The sequence below is a fragment of the Sphingomonas qomolangmaensis genome (genome assembly GCF_024496245.1).
In the GTDB taxonomy this organism is placed as follows: Bacteria; Pseudomonadota; Alphaproteobacteria; order Sphingomonadales; family Sphingomonadaceae; genus Sphingomonas; species Sphingomonas qomolangmaensis.
The window spans coordinates 2,741,846-2,768,010 of the sequence record NZ_CP101740.1 but is presented as its reverse complement, the minus strand read 5'-3'; the positions used below and the strand labels follow the sequence as shown (position 1 = coordinate 2,768,010).

Sequence of the window (26,165 nt, the reverse complement as noted above, 5' to 3'; positions counted from 1 at the left end):
ATGAACCAGAACGACACCGGCATCGACAAGACGCTCGGCAAGAGCATGGCGAAATGGGGCGCTTTGGGCGCGGTCATCGCGATCCCGGTGCCGTTCATCGGCCCGATCATCGGCGCTGCCGCCGGCGCGGGCTACGCCTATTACAAAGGCAAGAAGCGGGTCTGAATGCGCTGTCCTTTCTGCGCCCATGAAGACAGCCAGGTAAAGGACAGCCGCCCGAGCGAGGACGGCGGCGCGATCCGCCGTCGTCGGCAATGCTCGGCCTGCGGCGCGCGCTTCACGACCTTCGAGCGGATCCAGCTGCGCGAGCTGACGGTGCTGAAAAGCGAGGACCGCCGCGAACCCTTCGACCGCGAGAAGCTGATCCGCTCGGTCTCGATCGCCTGCCGCAAACGCCCGATCGCCGCGCCGCAGATCGAGCAGCTGGTATCGGGCATCCAGCGCCAGCTCGAAACCTCGGGCGAGACCGAGGTGGGGACGCGGCGGATCGGCGAGATGGTGATGGAGGGGCTCAAGGGCCTCGATTCGGTGGCGTATATCCGCTTCGCGAGCGTGTATAAGGATTTCCGCGAGGCACGCGATTTCGAGGAATTCGCCGGCAGCGTGACCGAGGTTGCGCGCGGGTGATGCCTGATTCCGTTCGTGCTGAGTAGCCGCTGAGCTTGTCGAAGCGGCGTATCGAAGCGCCCGCCCGCTTGGGGCGATGTCCTTCGATACGGGCCTTCACCTGCGCTCAGCCCCTACTCAGGACGAACGGGAATATGGTTGCATTCATGCTTTCCACCCCGCGCTTCCCGAATTAGCACCCCACCCAATCCGCGCATCGAAGGACCGCGAGTGGCATTCCACACCTATATCCTGCGCTGCTCCGACGGGCATTATTATGTCGGCCACACCGATAACCTTGAACGGCGGATCGCGCAGCATCAGGCGGGCGAGATCCCCGGCTACACCCAGACCCGGCTGCCGGTGGCGTTCCTGTGGTCGGCCGATTTCCCTTCGCGCGCCGAGGCGTTGCAAGTCGAGTTGCAGCTCAAGGGCTGGGGTCGGCCGAAGAAGGAGGCGTTGATCCGCGGCGATTGGCAGGCGGTGCAGGCGCTCGCGAGGAAGTCCTTCGATACGGGTCTTCGACAAGCTCAGCCCCTACTCAGGACGAACGGAGAAGAGGAGGCGCGGGAGGCTGAACCCGCCCCCGCCCCTGCCCCTGCCCCGCCCCCCGTCCTCGTCCTCGTCCGCCCGCAGCTCGGCGAGAACATCGGCAAGGCGGCGCGCGCGATGCTCAATTTCGGGCTTACCGAGCTGCGGCTGGTCGCGCCGCGCGACGGCTGGCCCAATCCCAGCGCCGGCCCGGCCGCCAGCGGTGCCGATCGCGTGCTCGCCGACGCGACGGTCTATAACAGCGTCGCCGATGCGGTCGCCGATTGCGCGCATGTCTTCGCCACCACGGTGCGGCGACGCGGGGTCGTCAAGCCGGTGATGAGCCCCGAGCAGGCGGCGGTGGCGATCCATGGCGATTCCTCGCGCGCGGCGATACTCTTCGGCCCCGAACGCTCAGGCCTCGACAGCGATGACGTCGCGATCGCTCGGACGATCATCACCGTGCCGATCAACCCCGAATTCGCCTCGCTCAACCTGGCGCAGGCGGTGATGGTGGTCGCTTACGAGTGGTCGAAGCATGTCGCGCTGGCGCAGCCCTCGCGCGTCGAGCCCGATCCGCCCGCGTTGCAGGCCGATCTCGACGGGATGATCGGCCAATGGGACACGATGCTCGAGGAAGCGGGCTATTTCTTCCCGCCCGATCGCACCCCGGTGACCAAGCGGATGATGCGCACGCTGCTCACAAAGCCCAATTGGAGCGCGCAGGAAGTGCGGACGGTGCGCGGGATGCTTACCGCGCTGGCGAAGCCGCAGAAGCGCTAAGGTTGGCGTCGAATGCCTCGAGCTCATAGGCGATCGAGGCTTCGACCAGCCGCTCCCACAGATCGCCGACCACCGCCTCGGGCACCCCGGCGGCGCGCGCATGCGCTTGCGCATTGGCGATCACCTGCGCCTTGCGCGCTTCGTCGCGGACCTGGCCGCGCTCGGGCTTGATACGCGCGGCGGCGTCCATGTAGCCGAAGCGCGTGGCGAGCAGCGCGACCAGTTGCGCGTCGAGCGCGTCGACGCCGGCGCGCACCTGGGCCATGCTGGTGCAGTCGGCGGGGGGAAGAATATCTGCCATGGCCGCCGCTTTCGCGCAGGCAGCGCAACCTGTCCAGCTTGACTCGCGGCGCCCTCGCGGCTAACCGCCGGCGCTTCGCAATCGACCCCGCACCCCGGTGAAGCGGTGGTCCTGCCGATCCCAATGACTTCATGGTCAGGCCGATCCCAGCAGCGCGACGACCGGGATCGCATGGCATTCGGCCGTGCGGTCATACGCCATTGCAAGAAGGACTTATTATGTCGAAGCGCAACAGCGCCAAGTACAAGCTCGATCGGCGGATGGGCGAGAATATTTGGGGTCGTCCCAAATCGCCCGTCAACAAGCGCGAATATGGCCCCGGCCAGCACGGCCAGCGCCGCAAGGGCAAGGTGTCGGACTTCGGCATCCAGCTGCGCGCCAAGCAGAAGCTCAAGGGCTATTACGGCGAAGTCACCGAGAAGCAATTCCACTCGACCTATGTCGAGGCGGCACGCCTGAAGGGCGATACCAGCCAGAAGCTGATCGGCCTGCTCGAGCAGCGGCTCGACATGGTGGTGTATCGCGCCAAGTTCGCCCCGACGATCTTCTCGGCGCGCCAGATCGTGAACCATGGCCACATCCGCGTGAACGGCGTGAAGTGCAACATCGCCTCGCGCCGGATCAAGCCGGGCGACGAAATTACGCTTGGCAGCAAGGCGCAGCAGATGGCGCTGATCATGGAAGCGCAGACGCTCGCCGAGCGCGACATCCCCGATTACATCGCGCCCGACGGCAACGCCAAGGTGACCTTCACCCGCGTGCCGACGCTCGACGAGGTACCGTATCCAGTGAAGATGGAACCGAATCTGGTGGTCGAATTCTACTCGCGCTGATGCACGGGATTTAGCACAGCTAAATCCGGCACCACCTCAGCGCGAGCGGCCGGCGGTGCCAAGGCACCGACCGACGGCGCGGCTTTGCCGCGACGCAGTTTCAGGAAAAAGGGCGGTACCGCAAGGTGCCGCCCTTTTTCGTGCGCCCACCCCCCCCGTCACCCCGGGCTCGACCCGGGGTCCATGCAAGGCGCGCGCCGCAAACCAACTGCCGGTGGCACCGGCTGCTCCGGATGCCGGGTCAAGCCCGGCATGACGAAGTGGATAGGTGGACAAGCCCCCCGCTGCGGCTACCATCGCGCACATCCCTCCCTACCGGAGTATCCGATGCGTATTCTTCCTTTCGCCTGCCTCCTCCTCGCCTCGACCGCCGCCGGGGCGCAGACGGTGCCGATCGACACCTTCCGCGATGCGGTAAAGACGCTGTCCTCGGACGAATATGAAGGCCGCGCGCCGGGCACCGCGGGCGAGGAAAAGACGCTCGCCTACCTTGTCGCGCAATTCCAGGCAGCGGGGCTAAAGCCCGGCAATGACGGCAGCTGGTTCCAGGACGTCCCGCTGGTCGAGATCACCGCGCGCAACGTCTCGCCGCTTCGCTTCACCGGCGGCAAGGCGCCGCTGAGCCTCGCCTATGGCCCGCAGATGGTGGTCGGCACCTACCAGGTCACCCCGCGGATCGACCTCAAGGATTCGGACGTCGTCTTCGTCGGCTATGGCGTCAACGCGCCCGAACGCGGGTGGAACGACTATGCCGGGGTCGACGTGAAGGGGAAGACCGTCGTCATCCTGATCAACGATCCCGATTGGGCGAGCGAGGACACGACCGGCGCTTTCGGCGGCCGCGCGATGACCTATTATGGCCGCTGGACCTACAAATATGAGGAAGCCGCGCGCCAGGGTGCCGCCGCCGCGATCATCGTCCACCAGACCGCGCCCGCCGCCTATGGCTGGAACGTCGTCCAGTCGAGCTGGACGGGGGCGCAGCAATTGGCCGACAGCGCCGATGGCGGCGCGAGCGAGAGCAAGGCGATCGGCTGGATCCAGCTCGACCACGCCAAGGCGCTGTTCGCTGGCGCGGGCAAGGATTTCGACCAGCTCGCCGCCGCCGCCGCGCGCAAGGGGTTCAAGCCGGTGCCGCTCACCGGCGTGAAGGCGTCGGTCAGCTTCGACAACCAGGTACGCAAACATGCCTCGAAGAACGTGATCGGCATCCTGCCGGGCACCGCCAAGCCCGACGAGGTCGTGCTCTATACCGGCCATTGGGACCATCTCGGCCGCTGCGAGGCGGCGCCCGATGGCGACGACATCTGCAACGGCGCGATCGACAATGCGACGGGCACCGCCGCGCTGGTCGCGCTCGCCAAGGCCAATGCCGCGGCAGGCGCGACGCCGCGCAGCCAGGTGTTCCTGGCGGTCACCGCCGAGGAATCGGGGCTGCTCGGCAGCGCTTATTATGGCGACAACCCGGTCTATCCGCACGCCAAGACCGTCGGCGGGGTCAACATGGACGCGCTGCAGATGGCTGGCCCAGCGAAGAACGTGACGGTGGTCGGCGCGGGTAAGTCCGAACTCGACGGCTATCTCGCCCGCGCGCTGGCATCGCAGGGCCGCGTCGCCAGCCCCGAGCCGACGCCGGAGAAGGGCTATTATTACCGCTCGGACCATTTCAGCCTCGCCAAGCACGGCGTGCCGATGCTGTATGTCGATGGCGGCAACGACCTGGTCGAAGGCGGCGTCGCGGCGGGCGAAGCCTATGCCGCTGCGTATGAGAAGAACGCCTATCACGGGCCGCAGGACGAGTTCGATCCCAAGTGGCGCTGGGACGGGGTCCAGCGCGACCTCGACCTCTATTACGCCGTCGGCCGCGCGCTGGCGACGAGCGATGCCTGGCCCAACTGGGTAGCGGGCGACGAATTCCGCGCGATCCGCGACAAGAGCCGGGCGGGGGAGTAACTAGCTCCCCTCCCTGAAAGGGAGGGGCTGGGGGTGGGTCGAGTGCTCGCGATACGGTCGGGCCACGCGGTGCCGGCGGCGTATCGCCAGGCCCCTACCCACCCCCGACCCCTCCCTGAAAGGGAGGGGGGAAGGTGCTTCCCTCGCAGCGCTTCCCCCAGTACATCGCGCGCCATGACTCTTCCCCCTCCCCCCGAATGGGCGCAGCATGATGCGGTGTGGATCGGCTTTCCCAGCCACCCCGAAATCTGGGGCCCGCCGCTCGAAGGCGCACGCGCCGAGACCGCGGCCTTTGCCAACGCCATCGCCGCCCAGGGCCGCGGCGAGCGCGTCTTGCTCGTCGCCGCCGACGACGAAGCCGCCGCCGCCGCGCGCCCGCTGATCGACGCGCAGGTCGAGCTGATCGTCGAACCGTTCGGCGACGTCTGGCTGCGCGATACCGCCGCGATCGTCACCGGCGACGGCAGCGCGCGCGACTTCGGCTTCAACGGCTGGGGCGGCAAGTTCCACTTTCCCGGCGACGAGGATGTCGGCGCGCGGCTCGCACAACGCCAGGGCCTGCGCTTCGAGACCCGCGACTGGGTGGTCGAGGGCGGCGCGATCGACGGCGACGGCACCGGGCTGGTCGTGACCACCGAGCAATGCCTGCTCAACCGCAACCGCAACGCCGCGCTGTCGCAACACAGCGCAGAGGCGCGGCTGCACGCCGATCTCGGCTATGACCGCGTGCTGTGGCTGGGCGACGGGCTGGTAAACGACCATACCGACGGCCATGTCGACAATCTGGCGCGCTTCGTCGGGGTCAACCGGCTGGCGATCCCGAGCCCGGAGGAAAACGACCCCAATTGGCTGATCTACCAGGACGCCGTCCGCCGCGCCGAGGCGTTCGGCGTCGAAGTCGTCCGCATCCCCTCGCCCGGCCGGGTGATCGTCGACGACGAGGTGGTGCCCGCAAGCTATATGAACTTCTATATCGGCAATGCGGTGGTCGCGTTGCCGACCTATGGCATGCCCAACGACGAAGCCGCGGTCGCGGCGGTGCAGGCGCTGTTCCCGGATCGCGAGGCGGTGGGGCTGCGCGCCGACCATATCCTGACGGGCGGTGGGAGCTTCCACTGCATCAGCCAGCAATTGCCGAAGCTATAGACATCACGTCAAACCATAAGCGTCACCCCAGCGAAAGCTGGGGTCTTTTTCCACCAGCGCAGCACTTGCGGCATGAGACCCCAGCCTTCGCTGGGGTGACGAGGATTTAGAATGACCACCATCACCGTCGCCGCGATGCAGCTGGCCTTAGGCCCCGACCTCGACGCCAATATCGCCGCGGTCACCGAGCTCGTCCGCGAAGCGCACGGGCGCGGCGCGCAGGTCGTCCTCCCCCCCGAACTATTCGAGGGCGAGTATTTCTGCCGCACCGAGGAGGAGGAATGGTTCGCCACCGCGCGCCCTGTCACCGAGCATCCCGCCGTGCTGGCGATGCAGCGGCTCGCCGACGCGCTCGACCTCTATATCCCCACCAGCTTCTTCGAGGCCGACGGGCCGCATCACTATAACTCGCTGGCGATGATCGGCCCCGATGGCGGCGTGCAGGGGGTCTATCGCAAGAGCCACATCCCCGACGGGCCGGGCTATGAGGAGAAATTCTATTTCCGCCCGGGCAATACCGGCTTCAAGGTGTGGGACGGCCCCGCCGCCCGCCTCGGCGTCGGGGTGTGCTGGGACCAATGGTATCCCGAGGTCGCGCGCGCGATGATGCTGATGGGCGCCGAAATCCTGTTCTACCCCACCGCGATCGGCGCCGAGCCGCACGACGCGACGCTCGACACGCGGCATATGTGGCGGCGCGCGATGCTGGGGCATGCGGTGTCGAATGTCGTCCCCATCGTCGCCTCGAACCGGATCGGGGTCGAGCATGGCCAGGCCTTCTACGGCCACAGCTTCATCTGCGACGAATTCGGCGAGATGCTCGCCGAGTTCGGGGCGGAGGAAACCGGGGTGCTGACCGCGACGCTCGATCTGGCCCGGGTGAAGAAGAACCGCGCCGGCATGGGCTTCTTCCGCGACCGCCGGCCCGATCTGTATCGCCGGCTGGTCGAAGACGTCTAAGGACGCAGCGATAATCGCGGTGTTTTAAACACATATTGATAAGGACTCGCCGCTGCGGCTATCGAGCCCTTAACGATGGCTGAATGTCAATCCGACCTTGCAGTCGCGCAACCCGTTGGCCCGAGGTAAGAGCATGCCCGCCGAACTACCCAAGGCGCATGATTGGCAACCCGAGCATCTGCGGCTGGCGGTCGATGCCGCCGGCGTCGCCTTATGGGCGTGGAACGTCGATACCGACCAGCTGACGATGGACCAGCGCGGCTTCGAGCTGTGGGGCGTGCCGTGGAGCGAACTGGTCACCTTCACCGAGCTGTCGTCGCGGATCCATCCCGCCGACCGCGACCGCGTGCGATCGGCCTTCGCAGCGACGCGCGCGACGCTCGGCGCCTACGAGATCGATTTCCGCATCCTGATCGGCGACGAGGTGCGCTGGATCGCCGCGCGCGGCCAAGGCGAGGATGTCGGCATCGTCGGCCGCACGATGTTCGGCATCTTCCTCGACGTCACCGGGCGCAAGCAGGCCGAAGAGGGACATGAACTGCTAGCCGGCGAGATGAGCCACCGCGTCAAGAACCTGCTCGCGATCGCCAGCGGGCTGACCGCGATTACCTCGCGATCGGCGAACACCACCGCCGAGATGGCGGGCGAACTGACCGGCCGCCTCACCGCGCTCGGGCGCGCGCACGATCTGGTGCGCCCGCTGCCCAATGGTCAGGGCGCTGCGGCGCTGCTGGGCGATCTCGTATCGATCCTGCTCGCGCCCTATGACGATCTGGGCGCCTTCAAGGGCCGAATTCGCGTCGCGGTCGAGCGGCTGGGCGTGAGCGAGAACGCCGCGACCGGGATCGCGATGATCATCCACGAACTCGCGACCAATTCGATGAAATATGGCGCGCTGTCGCAGCAGACCGGGACGCTCGACATCGCCAGCGTGTCCGAGGCCGATCACGTCGTCCTCACCTGGACCGAACGGGGCGGCCCGTCGGTCGAGGCGCCCAGCCAGCCCGAGGGGTTCGGCAGCCAGCTGGTCCGCCGCAGCGTCACCAGCCAGCTCGGCGGGTCGATCGACTATAACTGGTCCGAAGGCGGGCTGATCGTAACATTACGTATCAAGCGCAATCGGCTGACATAGTAGCGTCGGCGCGGCGTTCATCGACACCGTTCGGATCGATCGGTACACTGGCAGCGCGTCCTCAAGGAGTATCGTCGATGCACGTCGTTCTGGTCACCTATCCCAAGCGCGACGGCGCGCGGTTCGACGAAGCCTATTACACCGCGACGCACATGCCGTTGGTGCGCGACGGCTGGGCGCAATACGGCCTGACCGACGCGCAGGCGCTGTACCCCAGCGGCGCGGGTGACAGCGGGTTCACCGCGGTGGCGGTGCTCAGCTTCCGCGACGCCGACGCGCTGCAGGCAGCGCTCGCTTCGCCCGAAGCTCCCGGGATCATGGGCGACGTGCCCAATTTCACCGATATCGAACCCAGCATGCATTTCCTGCAGCATGGGTGACGCCAGGCATCCCGCCGGCCGCTATGGTACGGTCTCGCGCTTCCTCCACTGGAGCATGGCGGCGCTGATCCTGGTCAATCTGCCGCTGGGGCTGCTGAGCGATACGCTAGAGGACGCCGGCTACGAGACCGTCGGGCTGCACAAGTCGATCGGGCTGACGCTGCTGGCGCTGGCGCTCATCCGCATCGGCTGGCGGCTGATGAACCCGCCGCCGCCGCTTCCCGCCAGCGTCTCGCGCCGCGACGCGCGGATCGCGGTGGCGGTGCATGTGCTGCTCTATGCGCTGATGCTGGCATTGCCGCTAACGGGCTATATCTTTTCCTCGGCGGGAAAATATCCGCTCACCTGGTTCGACCTGTTCGGCGTGCCCAAGCTCGCACTGACCCGCGACGATGCGATCGTCGGGCTGTCGCGCGAGGGGCACGAGATCCTCGGCTGGGTGATGATCGCCGCCGCGCTCGGCCACATCGCCGCGGCGCTTCGCCACCATCTGGTGCTGCGCGACGGCGTGCTGCGCCGGATGCTCGGCTGAGCGGGGCGCGGACGGCATTTTTTCGTCACCCCGGACTTGTTCCGGGGTCTGCCGTGCCAAGGATAATGCTGCCGATGAACGAGCGTCCCCCTGCGTCCGCGTGGAATGACCTTGTCGCCAGGTTCCGGTCCTCCATCGATATCTCTAGCGCCCGGCGGTTCGGCGGGCCCCGGAACAAGTCCGGGGTGACGATCGGGGAACGTCCGCTCTCCCCCATAGTCGGTCGTTCCGCTCTTCCAGCGAAAGCGCCGTTAACGAGTTCACGAGTTGGTTCGCGCCAAGACGGTTGACCGCGGCGCGCCGACCATGCACCCGCCGGCGCAAATCCTCGGAGTTCCGGTATCTTGCGCACCCACCTTCCGCTCGCCTTCCTGCTGCTCGCCGGCACCGCCGCTCCTGCGCTGGCGCAAACCGTGCAACCCGTGCCGGCATCGCCGCTGCCCGACATCGTCGTCACCGGGCGCGGGATCGCCGAGGTCGATCCGCGATCCGACGCGATCGCGATCCTCGACCGTGACCGGCTGACCCGCACCGCGAGCAACCGGCTCGAGGATGCGCTGGCCGACATCGCCGGCATCCAGTCGTTCCGCCGCGCCGATTCGCGATCGGCCAACCCCACCAGCCAGGGGATCACGCTGCGCGGCATCGGCGGCAACGCCTCGAGCCGCGCGCTGCTGATCCTCGACGGGGTGCCGCAGGCCGATCCCTTCGCGGGCTGGGTCGCCTTCCCCGCTTATGCGCCTTCGCGGCTCGGCCAGGTCCGCGTCCAGCGCGGCGGCGGCAGCGCGCTGTGGGGATCGGGCGCGCTGTCCGGCGTGATCGAGATGACCAGCGCGACCCCCGACCAATTGTCGCCGCTGACCGCCGATATCTTCTATGGCGAACGCAACGCGATCGACGCCCAGGGCTCGGCGAGCCTGGTGCGCGACAACGGCTTCGCGAGCTTCACCGCGGGCTATGCGCGCGGCGACGGTTTCGTGCCGATCGTCGCGCAGGATCGCGGCGCCGCCGATCGGCCTGCGCCCTATGAACAGTTCAACGCCTCGGCGCGGACGGTGATCGCGATCGCCCCCGACACCGAATTGCAAGCGACAGTGCAGGGCTTCACCGACCGGCGCGAGCGCGGCCAGGCGTTCACCGGGATCGAGAGCGACGGCGCCGATGCCAGCGTCCGGCTGGTCGGGCGCGGGCGCTGGGGCTGGTCGGCGCTCGGCTATGTCCAGACGCGGCGCTTCGCGAGCAGCTTCGCGTCTGTCGCCGCCGATCGCAGCGCCTCGACGCAGACGCTCGACCAGTACAACACCCCCGCCACCGGGCTTGGCGCGCGCTTCGAGATCGCCCCGCCGCTGGGCGATGCAATCGCGGTACGGCTGGGCAGCGACGTCCGCGAAACCTCGGGCGAGACGCGCGAGCTTTATACCTTCGTCAACGCGCTCCCCACCCGCCGCCGCGTCGCGGGCGGCACGACGCGCACGCTGGGCGGCTTCGTCGATCTCAAGGCGACGCTCGGCGACCTGCGGATCGACGCCAATGGGCGGCTCGACGGCTGGTGGATCGAGGATGGCCGGTTGTTCGAGGCGACGCTGGCGACCGGGGCGACGCTGACCGACACGCGCTTCGCCGATCGATCGGGCACCGAGCCGACCGGGCGCTTCGGGCTGGCCTATGCCCTCGCCGCGCCGCTGACGGTGCGCGCGGCGGTGTATCGCGGCTGGCGGCTGCCGACCCCCAACGAGCTGTATCGCCCCTTCCGCGCGGGCGCCGACGCGACCGCCGCCAATGCCGAGCTTGCGCCCGAGACGCTCGAGGGGGTCGAGGCGGGGATCGACTTCGCCTTCGACGACCGCTTCACGCTGGCGGCGACGGTGTTCGCCAACCGGCTGAACGACGCGATCGCCAACGTCACCGTCGCGGCGGGCCCCGGCACCTTCCCCGGGGTCGGCTTCGTCTCGGCGGCGGGCTTCTACCGCCGGCGCGACAATCTCGACTCGATCGAATCGCGCGGGGTCGAGATCGACGGGCGCGCGCGGCTGGGCGCCTTCACGCTGGGGCTGTCCTATGCCTATGCCGACGCGACCGTCACCGCCGGCCCGCTCGCCCCCGCGCTCGACGGGCTTCGCCCCGCGCAAGTGCCCGCGCACCAGGCGGCGGGAACGATCGGCTGGGCGAAGAACGGCTTTGTCGCCTCGACCGCGCTGCGCTATGTCAGCGAACAATTCGAGGACGACCAGAACAGCCGGTCGCTGGGCGACGCGCTGACGCTCGATGCGGTGGTTGCGGTGCCCGTCGCGCGGGGGCTGGCGATCGAGGGACGCGCCGAAAATCTGTTCGATGCGCGGGTCGAAACCGGGTTCAGCGGCACCGCGCTCGAACGCGCGCGCCCGCGCCAATTGTGGATCGGCGTCCGCGCCGCGCTCGATTGAGCGCGGGGCTGCGCGCGAAACCGCGCACCCACCCCATCGGCACCCTTGCCCTCATGCCCCCAAATGCCATATTTCAGGACGTGATGTTGACCCTGACCAATCCGCCGATGCTGATGGCCGAAGACGGCGACGAGCGCGACAATGATGGCGGTCGCGACTCGCTGGGCGTCGCGACGCGGACGCGGACCAAGACCAAGCAGCCAACCCCCTATCGTGTGCTGATGCTCAACGACGATTACACCCCGATGGAATTCGTCGTGCTGTGCCTCCAGCGTTTCTTCCGCATGAGCATGGAAGAGGCGACGCAGGTGATGCTTCACGTCCACCAGAAGGGCGTCGGGGTGTGCGGGGTGTTCACCTACGAGGTCGCAGAGACCAAGGTGAGCCAGGTCATGGACCTTGCGCGCCAGAACCAGCACCCGCTGCAATGCACGCTCGAAAAGGCCTGAGCGCCTAAACCCGCCTCAACGCCCCTTGGGCAGCCAGGCGAGGTCAAGCCCCCGGTGGCGATCGACATAATTCGACGCCGCGGTCAGCGCGATTTCGTCGCGGATCGTCACCCTGCCGCCAGTGCGCGCGATCATCCCCTCTTCCTCGAGCTGGCGCAGCATCCGGTTGACGTGGACCGCGGTCAGCCCGGTCGCGTCGCCGATCTCCTCCTGCGTCAGCCCAAGCGCGAAGCTGTCGCCGATCTCGCGGTCGGCGGCACGCAGCCGGTTGCGCAGCTCGAGCAGCAGCGACCCGACCCGCGCCTTGGCCGAGGTCCGCCCCAGCGCCGCCAGCCGGTCGGTCAGCGCGATGCGTTCGATCTGGCCATAGACCAGGATCATCGCCGCCAGCCGCGGATGCGTCTCTACCAGTTCGCTTAAGCCCGATTTTTCGAACGGGCAGACGACGCATTCGGACAGCGCACAGATCGTCTCGGGGGCTTCCTCGTACAGGATCGACGACAGCCCCAGCATGTCGCCGGGGAAGTGAAACCGCAGGATCTGCCGCGCGCCGTCGCCCAGGATGACATAGGTCATCATGCAGCCCTTGCGCAGCACGAACAATTCGTTCCCCGAATCGCTCGACCGACGCAGCACCGAGCCGCGCTTGAGCGTGCGGTTGCGCTCCTCGAGCCGCGCCAGCGCGTCGATCTCGTTCTGGGTGAGCGCGATATGGGCGCTCAACACATCGGCGAAACAACTTCCATCCACGCGGTGCTTCTCCTTCGTCGTGCCAGCCCCGCAAGCTTGTCCCGGATTGCGGCGATCTTGTCGATCGATGGTCCACGAATGCGAAGCTTGCGCCGCGGTTCGGGTGCGATAGAAGCCCCGCATGGATCGTATCATCATTCGCGGCGGCAACCGCCTGCAAGGCCGCATCGCCATTTCGGGCGCCAAGAACGCCGCCCTCACGCTCATGCCCTGCGCCTTGCTCACCGACGAGCCGCTGACGCTGCGCAACCTGCCGCGGCTCGCTGATGTCGACGGGTTCGGCCATCTGCTCAACCAGCTCGGCGTCTCGACGATGGTCGAGGGCGCGCACCCCACCGATTTCGGGCGGGTGATGACGATGCGCGCGCAGCGCCTCACCTCGACCGTCGCGCCCTATGACATCGTCCGCAAGATGCGCGCGTCGATCCTGGTGCTCGGGCCGCTGCTAGCGCGCGCGGGCGAGGCGACGGTGTCGCTGCCCGGCGGCTGCGCGATCGGCAACCGCCCAATCGACCTGCATCTCAAGGCGCTCGAGGCGCTGGGCGCCGAGATCGAGCTCGCGGCGGGCTATGTGAAGGCGACCGCACCGGGGGGGCGTCTTCCTGGTGGCCGCGTCAGCTTCCCGATCGTGTCGGTCGGCGCGACCGAGAACGCGCTGATGGCCGCGGTGCTCGCCAAGGGCACCAGCGTGATCGAGAACGCCGCGCGCGAGCCCGAGATCGTCGATTTGTGCAATTGCCTGCTGGCGATGGGTGCATCGATCACCGGCATCGGCAGCGAGACGCTGACGATCGAGGGTCGCGACCGGCTGCACGGCGCGACCTACCGCGTGATGCCCGACCGGATCGAGGCGGGCAGCTATGCCTGCGCCGCGGCGATCACCGGCGGCGCGGTCGAGCTGGTCGGCGCGAGCGCGACCGACATGCGCGCGACGATCGCGGCATTGGTCGAGGCGGGGGTCACCGTCGAGGAACGCCGCGATTCGCTGTTCATCGAAGCCGCGGGCGGGCTCAAGCCGCTGACGCTGTCGACCGCGCCCTTCCCCGGCTTCGCCACCGACATGCAGGCGCAGTTCATGGCGATGCTGACCCAGGCCGAGGGCGCGAGCCTGCTGACCGAGACGATCTTCGAAAACCGCTACATGCACGTTCCCGAGCTCGCGCGGATGGGCGCCGACATCCAGGTGACCGGGCGTTCGGCGGTGGTACGCGGACGCACCCCGCTGATCGGCGCGCCGGTGATGGCGACCGACCTTCGCGCCTCGATGAGCCTGATCATCGCCGGCCTCGCCGCCGAGGGCGAGACCCAGGTCAGCCGGATCTACCATCTCGACCGCGGCTATGAGCGGCTCGAGGAAAAGCTCCAGGGCGTCGGCGCCGACATCGAACGCCTGGGCGACGGCTGACCCCTTATTCCTCCCCCGCAGGGGGAGGGGGACCATGCGAAGCATGGTGGAGGGGGCGGGCCCCAAGCGGCATTGCTCGCCGAAAGCCCCCTCCACCGCTACGCGGTCCCCCTCCCCCTGCGGGGGAGGAATTTGCGAGCCCCACCAACGGCCGCAACCAGCGCACCCGCCGTCCGACCAGATAGAACACCATGCACACCGCCGCGGTGCCGCCGAGCAGGATCGCGAACTCGGCCCATGGCCCCAGCCCCCAGCCCAGCGTCTCCCACGCGATCACCACGATCGCGACATGGTGGACGAGGTAGAAGGGGAACACCGCCTCGCCCAGCGTGCGGCGCCAGCGATGGTCGCGGTTCCAGTGGCGATCGGCGAGGTGGAACAGCGCCAGCGTCATCGCCCAGCCCATCGCCACCCGCGCGAAGCGATCGGCCATCATCACCAGATGCGGCGGCACCGTCTCGCCCTGGTAGCGAAGCTCGGTCGCGACCACGACAATGCCCGCCAGCCCGGCGATCGCCAGTGCGGGCTTCCCCAACCGATCTACCCCAGCCCATAGCTGCGGCTGCGCCGCCAGCGTGAAGCCGAACAGGAAGCTGGGGAAATAGGTCGCGTGCCCCGGCCAGTCGCTGAACAGCCCCTGCTGCTCGGGCACGGTGAACAACAAGGCCAGCCGCACCGCGCCCATCGCCGCGATCGGCGCCCACAATAATCGCCTGCCTTGGAGCAGCCAGCCGACTGCGCCCCCGCCAGGCATCCGCCCGCTCGCGACCAGCGCCGCCGCGATCATCGTGTACGCCCAGAGGTACACGACGAACCACAGATGCTCCCAGCTCGGAAAACTCTCGCCCCAGAACATCCCCGCGCGCCAGTAATCGCGCGTCCAGAAGCGCCAATAGCTTCCCGGATAGCCATGATCGACGATCTGGATCCACATCTCGATCGGCACCAGCACGACCATGCCGAACGCCAGCGGCACCAGCAGCCGCAGGTTGCGCGAGCGCACGAAGCCGCGCGCGCTTGCCGATCGCAGCAACAACATCCGCGAGGCATAGCCCGATACCGCGAACAGCAACGCCAGCCGCCAGGGGGTGAGCAGCGCCATCGGCGGAATCAGCGCGGGATAGCTGCGCTGGGTATCGATCACCCAGCTCCAGGGTGCGAAGACCATGCCGATATGATAGAGGATCAGCAGCGCGAACGCGGCGATGCGCAGCCAGTCGAGGCCGTAGTGGCGCTGCCCTGCCCGGTTGTCGATCCCGGCAATCGCCTCCATCTGCACTGGCCTGGCCTCGATACCCGGCGCGCGCTTTCGTGCGGCGCCCGTCGCCGCTATAGATGCCCCCAGGTAACCGAACCGTTAGCGAGATTTCTCATGTCGATCAGACCATGGCGCGACATCACCCGCCGCCGCAGCCGGCAGATCATGGTCGGCAACGTCCCCGTCGGCGGCGACGCGCCGGTGACCGTGCAGACGATGACCAACGCGCCCACCAGCGACCCTGCCGCGACGATCGCGCAGATCCGCCGCTGCGAGGATGCCGGCGTCGACATCATCCGCGTGTCGTGCCCCGATGTCGAAAGCACCGCGGCATTGGGCCAGATCGTCCGCGCCGCGCGCGTGCCGATCGTCGCCGACATCCATTTCCACTATAAGCGCGCGCTCGAAGCCGCCGACGCGGGCGCTGCCTGCCTGCGGATCAACCCCGGCAATATCGGATCGCCCGCGCGAGTCGCCGAAGTCGTGCGCGCTGCCAAGGCCAATGGCTGCGCGATCCGCATCGGCGTCAATGGCGGCTCGCTCGAGCGCCACCTGCTCGAAAAATATGGCGAGCCCTGCCCCGAGGCGCTGGTCGAATCGGCGCTCGACCATATCAAGCTGTTGCAGGACCACGACTTCCACGAATTCAAGGTCGCGGTGAAGGCGTCGGACCTGTTCCTGGCGGTCGCCGCCTATCAGCAGCTTGCCGAAGTCGTCGATTGCCCGCTGCACCTGGGCATCACCGAGGCGGGCGGGTTCGTCGGGGGCACCGTCAAATCGGCGATCGGGATGGGCAGCCTGCTGTGGTACGGCATCGGCGACACGATCCGCGTCTCGCTCTCGGCCGAGCCCGAGGAGGAAGTCCGCGTGGGCTTCGAGATCCTCAAGGCATTGGGCATCCGCAACCGCGGCGTCCGCGTCGTCTCGTGCCCGTCCTGCTCGCGCCAGGGCTTCGACGTGATCCGCACCGTCCAGAAGCTCGAGGAGCGCCTCCAGCACATCCGCACTCCGATGAGCCTCTCGGTGCTCGGCTGCGTCGTCAACGGCCCCGGCGAAGCGCGCGAAACCGACATCGGCATCACCGGCGGCGGCAACGGCAAGCACATGGTGTATCTGTCGGGGGTCACCGACCACCACGTCCAGGACGAAGGCATGGTCGACCACATCGTTCGGCTGGTCGAAGCCAAGGCGGCCGAGCTCGAGGCGAGCGAAGCGGCGAAGGCGGTGGTCGCGGCGTAAGGCCACCCTCCCCCCGTCACCCCGGACTTGTTCCGGGGTCCACCGTGCAGCCTGGCAGCGCCGCCCCGCTTTAGCAGTCGCTCACCCAGCCCGCCCCAGCCCACCGCGCCCGCTGCGCCAGCGCGGCGCGGTCATGCGCAGCGGTCATCGCCTCGGCACCGCGCCGCGACGCCCGCGCCGACTGTTCGCACGCCGCCGCGCCAAACAGCGCCGGCGCACTCCCCGCCAGCGCCTCGAGCGCGAACTGGAGGCGAAGCTGCACCTCGACCAATGCCGCGCCATCGCGCGCGATCGGGTTGAAGAACGCATCGAACAAGTCGGCAACCTCGAGGTTCGGCCCGTGCAGCCTGGCGAAGCGATCGTCTGCGGGCTTCGCGCACGCTTCGCCATAGGCCAGCAAGGTGCGCAGCCCCGCGCCGATCACCTCGATCGCGGTCCCCGGGTCGTTCACCGCGGGCGACAGCGCGCGCGAGGCGATTTCGGACAGCACGATCAAGCCGAAGCGCGGATCCTGATCATATTCGCGATGCCGGCCGATCGAGAAACAGGCGGCGATGGCGGCGCGCGCCGTATCGTCGGGGCGCCCCTCGATCTGCGCGATCGCGCGCTCGGCATGAACATAGGCGCCGGGCAGCGCGACGATATGGATCGTCAGGTCATGGTCGTCGGCAAGCTTCGCCAATTTCTCCATGTCGATATGCTGGATATGCCCCGTCGATTCCGCGGCAAGCGGCAGCGCGGATGCGGGTATCGCGACCGCAGGCCGCGCCCCCAGCCGGTGCGAGCGGCCCCATTCGCAAATCGGCGGGGTCGCCGCGGCCTCGACGCGGTCGATCGTGTCGCCGACGCGACCGAATTTGCCGAGCTGCTCGATCCAGCGCAGCAATGCGGTGGTGATGACGAGGATGACCACCAATGTCGCGAAGAACAGGACGATCCGGCCGGTGTCCGAATACAGCCCCGCCGCCAGCCCGATGATGCCGACGATGCTGAACAGGAAGCTGCCGATGAAGGTGGCCAGCGTGTTCTGCGCCACCGAATCGCTCAGCAGCAGCTTGGTCGAGTGCGGCGTGACGTTGGAGGTGGCGGACGAATATGCCGACACCATGATCGACAGCGAAAAGGTCGTCACCGCCAGCATGCTCGACGCCAGGATGTTGAGGATGCCGCCCACCGAATCGGCCGCCAGCTTGATCTGCAGATCGGCCTCGATATAGGGCCCGACGACGCCCGCCAGCAGCGCGGTGGCGATCGCGGCAAGGCTGAACAGGCTGGCGCGTACCCAGATCTTGCGGCTCCATTTGCGCAACAGCCAGCTGCCGCGGCTGACCACCGATGTCGACGAGAAATCCAAATTGCCCTCCGCTTGCGTCGCCCAAGCCCTCTCTGGCAGATGTTCGGCCGCCTGACGCGCAGGTTTTGCGCAGCACCCCGCTCGCCCGCTGGCGCCGCCCCCGCACCCCGGCTAAGCCGCCCGCATGTCGCGCCCGACCCCCGCCATCGCCGCCTTCCTCGTCGCGTGCCTCGGCGTCGCGACCTATTCGGTGATGGACGTCATCATGAAGGGGCTGGTGCTCGGCATCGGCGTCTATTCGGCGGTGGCATGGCGCAACCTTGCCGGCGCGGTGATCGCCGGGACGGCTTGGGGGCTGTCGCGGCCGACGATGCCCGGGCGCGCGGCGCTGCGGCTGCACGCCTGGCGCGGGGTGGTCGTCACCTTCATGTCGCTATTGTTCTTCTATTCGATCGGCGTGCTGCCGATCGCCGAGGCGATCGCGCTGTCGTTCATCGCGCCGCTGATCGCGTTGTACCTGGCGGCGCTGCTGCTCGGCGAGACGATCGGCCGCGCGGCGATCGTGTCGTCGGTGATCGCGCTGGCCGGGGTGGCGGTGATCCTCGCCGGACGGCTGTCGGGCAGCTACGACCCTGAAGCCTTGTTGGGGGTGGGCGCGGTGCTGCTGTCGGCGGTGCTGTTCGCCTACAACCTCATCCTCGCGCGCAAGCAGGCGCTCATCGCGCGCCCGCTAGAGATCGGCTTCTTCCAGACGCTGACGGTGCTCACCGTGCTCGCGCTCGTGGCGCCCTGGCTGCTCGATGCCCCGCGCGCGACCGACTGGCCCGCGATCCTCGGCGCGGGTGTGCTCGCGGTGCTGTCGCTGATCGCGATGGGCTGGGCCTATGCGCGCGCCGAGGCGCAGTTGCTCATCCCGGTCGAATATACCGCCTTCGTCTGGGCGGCGATCTGCGGCTGGCTGTTCTTCGGCGAAGCGGTGACCTGGACCACGCTCGCCGGCACGCTGCTGATCGTCGCGGGCTGCATCCTGGCGGCCCGCGCGCGCCCGCCGATCGCCGAACCCGTCGTCGAAAGCGCGATCGCCTGAGGCTCCAAATGACGAACCCCGCCGGCGCGTGTGCGCCGACGGGGTTTGTCGCTACCACAAGCGGGTTGGCTCAGCCTTCGCGGCCGGCCACGTCGTGGTTCATCGGCTCCTGGCCCTGCGCCTTGGCGGCTTCGTAGCGCTCGATCGCCTCGACGGTGATTCGCTTGGCCTCCTCGGCATCGCCCCACACCCCGACGCGGACCCACTTCTTCTTTTCCAGGTCTTTGTAGTGGGTGAAGAAATGCTCGATCTGCTCGAACACGATCTCGGGCATGTCGGCGCGTTCGTTGACGTTCGAATAATAAGGGAAGGTCGAATCGACCGGCACGCAGACCAGCTTCTCGTCGCCGCCGGCCTCGTCCTCTAGGTTCAGCACCGCAATCGGCCGCGCGCGCACGACGCAGCCGGGGATGAAGGGCGAGCGCGCGATCACCAGCGCATCGAGCGGATCGCCATCGGGGCTCAGCGTATGCGGAACGAAGCCGTAATTCGCCGGATAGCGCATCGGCGTGTGCAGGATGCGGTCGACGAACAGCGCGCCGCTGGCCTTGTCGAACTCATATTTCACCGGCTCGCCGCCGGTGGGAACCTCGATGATGACGTTCAGGTCGTCCGGTGGGTTCTTGCCGACCGGCACCATATCGATGCGCATGCATTGCTTCCTTGTTCAGTATCTCGGTTTTTCACCGGCGTGCGCCCAACCCCGCCTGCCCGTTCCCATGCTGCGACACGGGCGCGGTGGCAAGAGCGACGATGGTCGCGGTCAGCGCGCCGCCAGCAGCCGATCGAGCCCGGCTTCGCCGCTGGCGATCTTTTCGAGCCGCGGATAGCGATGGCCACCGCGATAATCGAGCACCGCCTCGCGGAAGCCTTCGCCGTCTTTCAGCGTCAGCTTGATCGGTGCCTTGCCGCCCTTGTTCGCGGTAACCGCCGCCTTCAGCCGCGCGGGCGTGTAGGCCGCGCCGTTGACCGCGACGATCTCGGTATCGACATCGATGTCGGCACCGAACGCCATCCCGTCCCACTTCACCCCCGAAACCTTGCCTTCCTTGCCGATCGCCATGCCGAGCGAATAGGTGAGGTCGAGCGTCCCGCCGGCTTCCTGCGTCTTGAGATAGGCGGTGGGCTCCTCGGTATAGACGAGGCGATAGCCATTGGCCTCGAACCCGCCCAAGGGCGCGCGCTCGCCGAGTTCGGTCAGCCGCGTGTTGAGGAAGCTCGCCCAGTCATAGGGCTGCACCCCGTTCAGCGTCGTGACCAGTTCCTCGAACGTATAGGGCAGCACCCCCCAGTCGCCGTCGTTCATCCCGAAGAACGCCTTGGCGAAATCGTCCATCGATTTGCGGCCGCCCGACTGTTTGCGCAGCATCGAATCGACCTCGAGCCAGATCAGCAGCCCCTCGTTGTAATAATCCTCGCTGCGCTGCCAGCTCACCCACCCCTTGGGGCGGCGCGCCGAGATGATCGGGTCGTTGACGGTATCGCCCACCGGCCGCCATTCGCGCCCCGGACGGTTGTCGAGCGACGCGCCGATCGACGCCAGCATGTCGAGCGTGTCCTGTTTCGAGACGATCCCCGAACGCGCCTGGAGCATATAGCCCCAGAACTGGGTCTGGCCTTCATACACCCACAATAGCGAATTGCGCATCGGCGTCGCGAAATCGGGGGTGAACAGGTCGGCGCCGCGGCGATATTTGCCGTTCCAGCTATGCACCATCTCGTGCGGCAACAGGTTGCGGCGGCCCGGCCCCTTGTCCCATTCGGTGAAATAGCCCGGCGTCACGCCGTTTTCCGAGCTGCGATGATGCTCGAGCCCGATCCCGCCCATCTTGTCGGTGATCGCCAGCAGGAACTCATAGCGGTCGTAATGCTGCGCGCCGAACAGCTTTACCGCCTGTTCGGCCAGCCGGCGATGCGATGCGATCTGCTCAGGGGTCGCCGCGAGTTCCTCGGGCGTGTCGGCGAAGACGTTGAGGTCGACGCGGTCGGTGAGCTTCCATTCCTGGTAATGCGCGCCCGCGAACACCGGCGAATCCTGCAGCGTCTCGTAGCTGGTCTGCTGGTACGCATAGGTCGAGCCGCTCTTGGTCGAAGGCAGCCCCGATGCCGCCGACCAGCCCGCGGGATATTTCACCGTCGCCTGGATCGGGATCCGCCGGGTGAAATAGCCCGCGGGATACAGGCTCACCGATTCCCATTGCAGGTTCAGCATCGCCGGGGTCATCACGATCCGCCCCTGGTCGGGCTTGGTCGCCGACAGGAATTCGAACTCGGCATCGATCTGCCGCGCGCCCTGCGGCACGTCGATGTGGAAGGCATAGGGGTTCACCAGATCGCGCGTCCAGCGCACCACGCGCCCACCCGCGGTGATCTTGAGCCCCGCAAGCTTCTCGATCTGCCCGCGCGGCGCATGGTTGCCCGGCAGCCACTCTGGCATCAGCAGCGTCATCCGCCCCGCCTCCGCCACCGGGATGGTCTCCTTCACCCGGAAGATCGCGCGCTCGATATCGGTCGCATCGACCACCAGCTTGATGACGCCGGGATAGTCGACGTCGCGCGCGGTGGGCACCGTCTGTTCGATCGGCAGCGGCTGGGGCGCGGTGTTCTGCACCTGCGCCGAGGCGGCGGTGGTGGCGAGCAACAGGGCAGCGAACGCAAGGCTACGGGGCATAGGGACTTTCGGAAATGGGTAACGGACTAAACGCCCAGTAAAGCGCCCCCGTGCCGCAACGTAAAGCCCTTTGATCCTCCCCCGTCAGGGGGAGGTGGCCGCCGCAGGCTGACGGAGGGGGCGGAAAGCGACACGCTCGCAATGGCAGCCCCAACCCATGCCTCCGCGACCCGAACCACCGCGAACCACCAACCGCCCCCCATCCGCCCCCTCCGACGAGCGCCAACGCGCCCGCCACCTCCCCCTGGCGGGGAGGAGCCCCCTCCAGCTTTGGCGCAGGGACCCGCCCGCCCCCTTCACCCGTTGCTTACCATTCCCCCGCTATCCCAGCGCGATGCACCAGGCCGCGACCCTCCCCCCCCGCGCCGCCGCCGACCGGCGCCCGGCCTCGGCGGTGTCGACCGGCACCGGCATCGCCGGGCTGGCCGGCATGGCGCTGTGGCTGGGCTTTGCGCGCTGGCGCGGGTTCGACGGGCCCTATGGCGCATTGGTCAACCTGCTCGCCGGCGGGATCCCGATGATCCTGTGGTCGCTGCTGGTCGACAAGGTCCATCGCAACGCCTCGACCGGGCTCGACTGGGCCAATTCGCGGCCGTGGCGCGAAACCAGCGACACCAGCCTCACCCGCCTCGCCGGGCTGTGGATCACCTTCGCGGGAATCGCGCTGATCTATTTCGTCGGCCGCTTCTACCATAGCGGCATCTACGTCTTCGCGATCGACTGTATCGAGACCGCGGCGCCCTGGCTGTTCCTCGCCTCGATCCCCTATATCTTCTTCACCGATCGGATCGCCACCGAACCGCGCGACGGCACCTGGCATCTCGGCGCCTGGGCGCTCGGGCTCGACGAGCCGATCGACCGCGAAGCGATCTGGAACCATCTGCGGTCGTGGGGGGTCAAGGCGTTCTTCCTCCCCTTCATGCTCGGCGTGCTGCCCGGCGGCTATGGTCAGCTCATCCGCCTCGACCTCGCCCAGGTGCTTGCCGACCCGGTCGCGCTGGCGATGGCGCTCATCACGCTGATGTTCGTCGTCGATGTCGGCTTCGCGACGGTCGGCTATATCCTCACGCTCCGGCCGCTCGACGCGCATATCCGCACCGCCAACCCCTATGCCAGCGGCTGGGTGGCGGCGCTGATCTGCTACCCGCCCTTCATCCTGATGAGCCCCGGCGGCCCGCTCGATTATCACCCGGGCAGCGGCGAATGGACCGGCTGGTTCGCGGGGCATCCGCTGTTGCTGAGCCTCGTCGGCGCAGCGCTCGTCGCGCTCACCCTGGTCTATGCCTGGGCGACGGTCGCGTTCGGGCTGCGCTTTTCCAACCTCACGCACCGCGGGATCATCACCCACGGCCCCTATCGCTGGACGCGCCACCCCGCCTATCTCAGCAAGAATTTGTTCTGGTGGCTGTCGACGATCCCGATCCTCACCACCACCGACAGCCTGGGCGACGCCGCGCGCAACACCATCCTGCTGGGGCTGGTCAGCGGCGTCTATTATTGGCGCGGCAAGACCGAGGAGCGGCACCTCGGCGCCGACCCCGCCTATCGCGCCTATTCGGCCTGGATGGAGCGCAACGCGCCGGTGCCGCGCTTCCTCGCCTTCGTGCGGGGGAAACAGGCCTCCTAAATCCTCCCCACGCAGTGGGGAGGGGGACCGCCAAAGGCGGTGGAGGGGAACGCGGCAAACGCACCGCTCGCGCCATGCCCATCCACCGCTCCGCGGTCCCCCTCCCCATCTTCGATGGGGAGGAAAGAAGGGTCAGAACCGGTTCTCGCTGTAGATCGCACACGCATCGCCATCCCAGGCGGTGTTGTACCGATCGAGCAGGTGCTGCGCCGGCACCTTGCCGCTGCGAACGATCTCGCGAAGCGGGTCGAGATACCCCGTCTCGTCGTCCCCCGCGCCATTGCCGCGCGCGCGCGCCGCCAGCCCCGCATGCGCGATGTCGAGCACCCGCCCGGCAATGTCGCGCAACCGCCCGCCCCCCGGCAGCGGCGCATCGAGCGCGAGCTTGGGCACCGCATTGCGCAGCGCCTCGCGGTCGTCCATCGACCAGCCCTTGACCAGGTCCCACGCCGCATCGAGCGCACCTTGGTCGTACAGCAACCCCACCCACAAGGCGGGCAGCGCGCAGATCCGCCCCCACGGCCCGCCATCGGCGCCGCGCATCTCGAGGAAGGTCTTGAGCCGCACTTCGGGAAAGGCGGTCGACAGATGATCGGCCCAGTCGTCGATCGTCGGCTTCTCGCCCGGCAGCACCGACAATTCACCGCGCAAGAAATCGCGGAAGCTCAAGCCAGCTGCGTCGATATAGCTGCCGTTGCGATAGACGAAGTACATCGGCACATCGAGCGCATAGTCGGTGTAGCGCTCGTAGCCGAAGCCATCCTCGAACACGAAGGGCAGCATGCCGGTGCGATGCGGGTCGGTGTCCGACCAGATATGGCTGCGGTACGACAGCATGCCGTTGGGCACGCCCTCGGTCAGCGGCGAATTGGCGAACAACGCGGTCGCCAGCGGCTGCAGCGCTAGCCCGACGCGGAATTTCTGCACCATGTCGGCTTCGGTCGCGTAATCCAGGTTCACCTGGATCGTGCAGGTGCGCAGCATCATGTCGAGCCCCATGCTGCCGACGCGCGGCATATGGTTGAGCATGATCTTGTAGCGCCCCTTGGGCATGACCGGCAGGTCGGCGCGCGTCTTGTCGGGCCACATGCCGAGCCCGAGGAAGCCCAGGCCGAGCTTGTCGCCGACCGCCTTCACCTGCTGCAGGTGCCGGCCGGTCTCGGCGCAGGTCTGGTGGAGATTCTCCAGCGGCGCGCCCGATAGCTCGAGCTGGCCCGCGGGCTCGAGGCTGACCGTCCCGTCGGGGCCGGCCAGCGCGATCACCACGCCCTTTTCCTCGACCGGGGTCCAGCCGAATTCGGTCAGTGCCATCAACAGGTCGCGGATGCCGCCGGGCTCGTCATAGCTGGGGGCGCGGCAATCGGCGGTGCGATACACGAATTTCTCGTGCTCGGTGCCGATGCGCCAACGCGCGGCGGGCTTCTCGCCGCCGGCAAAATAGTCGACCAGCTGCGAACGGTGTTCGATCAGCGGTGATTGGGTGACCGATACCGTCTTCGTGCTCATCGCCGCGCATTACGACGCCCGCGCGGCGAGCGCTAGGGGTGACGAAAGCCCGCGCAGGCAGCGGCTTCGCGGGCTCCGAACAAAAAAAGGGAAGGCCGGTTGCCCGACCTCCCCGATTTTCTGGTCGCTTCCCTGGAAACTCCAGGGAAACTGGCAATTACATGCCGGCGCCAGGACCGTACGTGACTTCCACGCGACGGTTCTGCAGCTCGCGCACACCATCGGCGGTGTCGACGCGGGGCTGTGCTTCACCGAATGCTTCGGTCGAGATCGCGGTATCTGCGATACCACGGCCCGACAGGTACGAACGGACCGCATCAGCGCGACGCTGCGACAGACCGACGTTGTACGAAGCGGCACCCGACTTATCGGCGTGACCGGCAAGCATGACCTGCGCGTTACCGCAGCTCTGATAGGCCGACACGGCGTTGTCGAGGATGCTCGACGCTTCCGGCGTGATGTCCGAGCGATCCCACTCGAAGAACACGATGTACGGCCCAGGGGTGCAGACCTGCTCGACCGGCGCTTCAGGCGGCGGCGGGGGAGGAGGCGGCGGGGGCGGCGGGGGAGGCGGCGGCGGCGGCGGGGTAGGCTCGCCGAAGTTGAAGATCAGACCGCCCAGGATGCTGTGCGAACGGAACCGCGTATCGAGCGAAGCGCCCGTGTTTGCGATCACGTTGACGTTGTCTGCGTTGAAGAAACGATACTTCAGCGAGACGTCGACATTTTCGCTCAGCGGAGCGCGGACGCCCGCCAGTGCCTGCCATGCGAACACGGTGTCGCTGTCGTCCAGCAGATTGACGGTACCGATACCGTAATCTTCGAACTTCACGCGTGCCACACCGGCACCACCGCCGACGAAGCCCTGGATGCCGTCGTCGGGACCGAAGTCCAGAAGGCCGTTGACCATGAAGCTAAGCGCCGATGCGCGACCGTTTGCGCCGGCACCTTCGTAGTTGCCAGCAGGAAGGCCTGCGAGCGCGACCGAAGTCTGATGCGCGTCGGCATTCGCACGGCGATAGCCGACTTCGGTTTCGAGGCGGAACGCCCCGAAGTCATAACCCACCAGTGCGTCAACGTCCCAGCCATAGGCCGAATCGGTGGTCAGCACGTTGGTGTCAGTGTCGGCGAGGTCGAACTCGAAGTCCTCGACGATCATTGCACCGCCCTCTACGCCCACATACCACGCACCATCGCGGGCCAGGACGGGAGTGCTCAGTGCGGTGGACGCAAGCGCCACTGCTACGGCAATCTTCCGCATAAAAAATCCCCTTTCTCGGTTGTCACTACGGACAGCGC

The 26,165-nt window shown here is 67.5% G+C and carries 24 protein-coding genes; 16 read left to right on the top strand and 8 right to left on the bottom strand.

Features of this window, described 5'->3' with window-relative positions; all coding sequences use genetic code 11:
- From NMP03_RS13265 to NMP03_RS13255, 3 genes are all read left to right on the top strand, one after another.
- The gene (locus NMP03_RS13265; protein ID WP_197054203.1) at positions 1-165 is read left to right on the top strand and encodes a hypothetical protein; all 165 of its coding nucleotides are present in this window, start codon (positions 1-3) and stop codon (positions 163-165) included.
- Positions 166-627 (top strand): transcriptional regulator NrdR, encoded by a 462-nt coding sequence (gene nrdR / locus NMP03_RS13260; RefSeq protein ID WP_256505925.1) that lies wholly within the window; start codon positions 166-168, stop codon positions 625-627.
- A gap of 210 nt (positions 628-837) precedes the next feature.
- Entirely contained in the window at positions 838-1,920 is a 1,083-nt protein-coding gene (locus NMP03_RS13255) for a TrmH family RNA methyltransferase (RefSeq protein WP_256505924.1), read from the top strand.
- On the opposite strand, the gene NMP03_RS13250 is transcribed toward NMP03_RS13255, so the two are convergent.
- Complete coding sequence (locus NMP03_RS13250; RefSeq protein WP_256505923.1) at positions 1,889-2,221, bottom strand: chorismate mutase; 333 nt, start codon at positions 2,219-2,221, stop codon at positions 1,889-1,891. The two genes, NMP03_RS13255 and NMP03_RS13250, sit on opposite strands and share 32 nt — an antisense overlap.
- Positions 2,222-2,439: 218 nt before the next feature.
- Between NMP03_RS13250 and rpsD the strand changes: the two genes are divergently transcribed.
- The 9 genes from rpsD (at position 2,440) to clpS (ending at position 12,029) form a co-directional block, all read left to right on the top strand.
- On the top strand, positions 2,440-3,054 hold the full coding sequence (rpsD, locus tag NMP03_RS13245; RefSeq protein ID WP_256505922.1) for a 30S ribosomal protein S4: 615 nt from the start codon (positions 2,440-2,442) through the stop codon (positions 3,052-3,054).
- Positions 3,055-3,381: 327 nt separating this feature from the next.
- Positions 3,382-5,007 carry a M28 family metallopeptidase gene (locus tag NMP03_RS13240; RefSeq protein ID WP_256505921.1) on the top strand — a complete coding sequence of 542 codons (1,626 nt, stop codon included), beginning with the start codon at positions 3,382-3,384 and terminating at the stop codon, positions 5,005-5,007.
- Positions 5,008-5,181: 174 nt separating this feature from the next.
- Positions 5,182-6,153 carry an agmatine deiminase family protein gene (locus tag NMP03_RS13235; RefSeq protein WP_256505920.1) on the top strand — a complete coding sequence of 324 codons (972 nt, stop codon included), beginning with the start codon at positions 5,182-5,184 and terminating at the stop codon, positions 6,151-6,153.
- Positions 6,154-6,264: 111 nt separating this feature from the next.
- Positions 6,265-7,113, top strand: coding sequence for an N-carbamoylputrescine amidase (gene aguB / locus NMP03_RS13230; protein ID WP_256505919.1), 849 nt, complete (start codon positions 6,265-6,267; stop codon positions 7,111-7,113).
- 133 nt (positions 7,114-7,246) lie between these two features.
- Positions 7,247-8,245 carry a sensor histidine kinase gene (locus NMP03_RS13225; RefSeq protein WP_256505918.1) on the top strand — a complete coding sequence of 333 codons (999 nt, stop codon included), beginning with the start codon at positions 7,247-7,249 and terminating at the stop codon, positions 8,243-8,245.
- Positions 8,246-8,322: 77 nt separating this feature from the next.
- Entirely contained in the window at positions 8,323-8,625 is a 303-nt protein-coding gene (locus NMP03_RS13220) for an EthD family reductase (protein WP_256505917.1), read from the top strand.
- A complete protein-coding gene (locus NMP03_RS13215; RefSeq protein WP_256505916.1) occupies positions 8,618-9,157 on the top strand; it encodes a cytochrome b in 540 nt (179 codons plus the stop codon). The genes NMP03_RS13220 and NMP03_RS13215 overlap by 8 nt, the downstream gene beginning before the upstream one ends.
- Before the next feature lie 344 nt (positions 9,158-9,501).
- Positions 9,502-11,580, top strand: coding sequence for a TonB-dependent receptor (locus NMP03_RS13210; RefSeq protein ID WP_256505915.1), 2,079 nt, complete (start codon positions 9,502-9,504; stop codon positions 11,578-11,580).
- Between the two features lie 113 nt (positions 11,581-11,693).
- A complete protein-coding gene (gene clpS / locus NMP03_RS13205; protein WP_256508128.1) occupies positions 11,694-12,029 on the top strand; it encodes an ATP-dependent Clp protease adapter ClpS in 336 nt (111 codons plus the stop codon).
- Positions 12,030-12,044: 15 nt separating this feature from the next.
- Here the strand turns inward: clpS and NMP03_RS13200 are convergent, their stop codons facing one another.
- Complete coding sequence (locus tag NMP03_RS13200) at positions 12,045-12,752, bottom strand: Crp/Fnr family transcriptional regulator (protein ID WP_256505914.1); 708 nt, start codon at positions 12,750-12,752, stop codon at positions 12,045-12,047.
- Between the two features lie 148 nt (positions 12,753-12,900).
- Here NMP03_RS13200 and murA point away from each other — a divergent pair, with 148 nt between their 5' ends.
- Positions 12,901-14,184 carry a UDP-N-acetylglucosamine 1-carboxyvinyltransferase gene (gene murA, locus NMP03_RS13195; RefSeq protein ID WP_256505913.1) on the top strand — a complete coding sequence of 428 codons (1,284 nt, stop codon included), beginning with the start codon at positions 12,901-12,903 and terminating at the stop codon, positions 14,182-14,184.
- Between the two features lie 4 nt (positions 14,185-14,188).
- Here murA and NMP03_RS13190 read toward each other — a convergent pair whose 3' ends face one another.
- Positions 14,189-15,457, bottom strand: a complete 1,269-nt coding sequence (locus tag NMP03_RS13190) for an acyltransferase family protein (protein ID WP_256505912.1) — start codon at positions 15,455-15,457, stop codon at positions 14,189-14,191.
- A 99-nt stretch (positions 15,458-15,556) separates the two neighbouring features.
- Here NMP03_RS13190 and ispG point away from each other — a divergent pair, with 99 nt between their 5' ends.
- Entirely contained in the window at positions 15,557-16,681 is a 1,125-nt protein-coding gene (gene ispG, locus NMP03_RS13185) for a flavodoxin-dependent (E)-4-hydroxy-3-methylbut-2-enyl-diphosphate synthase (RefSeq protein WP_256505911.1), read from the top strand.
- A gap of 70 nt (positions 16,682-16,751) precedes the next feature.
- On the opposite strand, the gene NMP03_RS13180 is transcribed toward ispG, so the two are convergent.
- On the bottom strand, positions 16,752-18,035 hold the full coding sequence (locus tag NMP03_RS13180) for a DUF2254 domain-containing protein (RefSeq protein ID WP_256505910.1): 1,284 nt from the start codon (positions 18,033-18,035) through the stop codon (positions 16,752-16,754).
- A gap of 124 nt (positions 18,036-18,159) precedes the next feature.
- Between NMP03_RS13180 and NMP03_RS13175 the strand changes: the two genes are divergently transcribed.
- Positions 18,160-19,062, top strand: coding sequence for a DMT family transporter (locus tag NMP03_RS13175; RefSeq protein WP_256505909.1), 903 nt, complete (start codon positions 18,160-18,162; stop codon positions 19,060-19,062).
- 70 nt (positions 19,063-19,132) lie between these two features.
- On the opposite strand, the gene ppa is transcribed toward NMP03_RS13175, so the two are convergent.
- Together ppa and NMP03_RS13165 are read right to left on the bottom strand one after the other, a co-directional pair.
- Positions 19,133-19,714 (bottom strand): inorganic diphosphatase, encoded by a 582-nt coding sequence (ppa, locus tag NMP03_RS13170; protein ID WP_256505908.1) that lies wholly within the window; start codon positions 19,712-19,714, stop codon positions 19,133-19,135.
- A 111-nt stretch (positions 19,715-19,825) separates the two neighbouring features.
- Positions 19,826-21,733 carry a M61 family metallopeptidase gene (locus NMP03_RS13165; RefSeq protein ID WP_256505907.1) on the bottom strand — a complete coding sequence of 636 codons (1,908 nt, stop codon included), beginning with the start codon at positions 21,731-21,733 and terminating at the stop codon, positions 19,826-19,828.
- A 334-nt stretch (positions 21,734-22,067) separates the two neighbouring features.
- Here NMP03_RS13165 and NMP03_RS13160 point away from each other — a divergent pair, with 334 nt between their 5' ends.
- Positions 22,068-23,360, top strand: coding sequence for a methyltransferase family protein (locus NMP03_RS13160; RefSeq protein ID WP_256505906.1), 1,293 nt, complete (start codon positions 22,068-22,070; stop codon positions 23,358-23,360).
- Between the two features lie 132 nt (positions 23,361-23,492).
- Here the strand turns inward: NMP03_RS13160 and NMP03_RS13155 are convergent, their stop codons facing one another.
- Positions 23,493-24,866 (bottom strand): glutamate--cysteine ligase, encoded by a 1,374-nt coding sequence (locus NMP03_RS13155; protein ID WP_256505905.1) that lies wholly within the window; start codon positions 24,864-24,866, stop codon positions 23,493-23,495.
- A gap of 157 nt (positions 24,867-25,023) precedes the next feature.
- Positions 25,024-26,127 (bottom strand): OmpA family protein, encoded by a 1,104-nt coding sequence (locus NMP03_RS13150; RefSeq protein WP_256505904.1) that lies wholly within the window; start codon positions 26,125-26,127, stop codon positions 25,024-25,026.
- Positions 26,128-26,165: the final 38 nt, after the last annotated feature.

What these genes read in the sequence shown, in the direction of transcription:
- NMP03_RS13155 (WP_256505905.1), bottom strand. Translation starts at nt 24,866, where the DNA reads ATGAGCACGAAGACGGTATCGGTCACCCAATCACCGCTGATCGAACAC.
- NMP03_RS13215 (WP_256505916.1), top strand. Translation starts at nt 8,618, where the DNA reads ATGGGTGACGCCAGGCATCCCGCCGGCCGCTATGGTACGGTCTCGCGC.
- NMP03_RS13265 (WP_197054203.1), top strand. Translation starts at nt 1, where the DNA reads ATGAACCAGAACGACACCGGCATCGACAAGACGCTCGGCAAGAGCATG.
- NMP03_RS13220 (WP_256505917.1), top strand. Translation starts at nt 8,323, where the DNA reads ATGCACGTCGTTCTGGTCACCTATCCCAAGCGCGACGGCGCGCGGTTC.
- ppa (WP_256505908.1), bottom strand. Translation starts at nt 19,714, where the DNA reads ATGCGCATCGATATGGTGCCGGTCGGCAAGAACCCACCGGACGACCTG.
- NMP03_RS13235 (WP_256505920.1), top strand. Translation starts at nt 5,182, where the DNA reads ATGACTCTTCCCCCTCCCCCCGAATGGGCGCAGCATGATGCGGTGTGG.
- NMP03_RS13160 (WP_256505906.1), top strand. Translation starts at nt 22,068, where the DNA reads ATGCACCAGGCCGCGACCCTCCCCCCCCGCGCCGCCGCCGACCGGCGC.
- NMP03_RS13165 (WP_256505907.1), bottom strand. Translation starts at nt 21,733, where the DNA reads ATGCCCCGTAGCCTTGCGTTCGCTGCCCTGTTGCTCGCCACCACCGCC.
- NMP03_RS13225 (WP_256505918.1), top strand. Translation starts at nt 7,247, where the DNA reads ATGCCCGCCGAACTACCCAAGGCGCATGATTGGCAACCCGAGCATCTG.
- clpS (WP_256508128.1), top strand. Translation starts at nt 11,694, where the DNA reads ATGGCCGAAGACGGCGACGAGCGCGACAATGATGGCGGTCGCGACTCG.
- NMP03_RS13190 (WP_256505912.1), bottom strand. Translation starts at nt 15,457, where the DNA reads ATGGAGGCGATTGCCGGGATCGACAACCGGGCAGGGCAGCGCCACTAC.
- rpsD (WP_256505922.1), top strand. Translation starts at nt 2,440, where the DNA reads ATGTCGAAGCGCAACAGCGCCAAGTACAAGCTCGATCGGCGGATGGGC.
- NMP03_RS13150 (WP_256505904.1), bottom strand. Translation starts at nt 26,127, where the DNA reads ATGCGGAAGATTGCCGTAGCAGTGGCGCTTGCGTCCACCGCACTGAGC.
- aguB (WP_256505919.1), top strand. Translation starts at nt 6,265, where the DNA reads ATGACCACCATCACCGTCGCCGCGATGCAGCTGGCCTTAGGCCCCGAC.
- nrdR (WP_256505925.1), top strand. Translation starts at nt 166, where the DNA reads ATGCGCTGTCCTTTCTGCGCCCATGAAGACAGCCAGGTAAAGGACAGC.
- murA (WP_256505913.1), top strand. Translation starts at nt 12,901, where the DNA reads ATGGATCGTATCATCATTCGCGGCGGCAACCGCCTGCAAGGCCGCATC.
- NMP03_RS13250 (WP_256505923.1), bottom strand. Translation starts at nt 2,221, where the DNA reads ATGGCAGATATTCTTCCCCCCGCCGACTGCACCAGCATGGCCCAGGTG.
- NMP03_RS13175 (WP_256505909.1), top strand. Translation starts at nt 18,160, where the DNA reads ATGTCGCGCCCGACCCCCGCCATCGCCGCCTTCCTCGTCGCGTGCCTC.
- NMP03_RS13240 (WP_256505921.1), top strand. Translation starts at nt 3,382, where the DNA reads ATGCGTATTCTTCCTTTCGCCTGCCTCCTCCTCGCCTCGACCGCCGCC.
- ispG (WP_256505911.1), top strand. Translation starts at nt 15,557, where the DNA reads ATGTCGATCAGACCATGGCGCGACATCACCCGCCGCCGCAGCCGGCAG.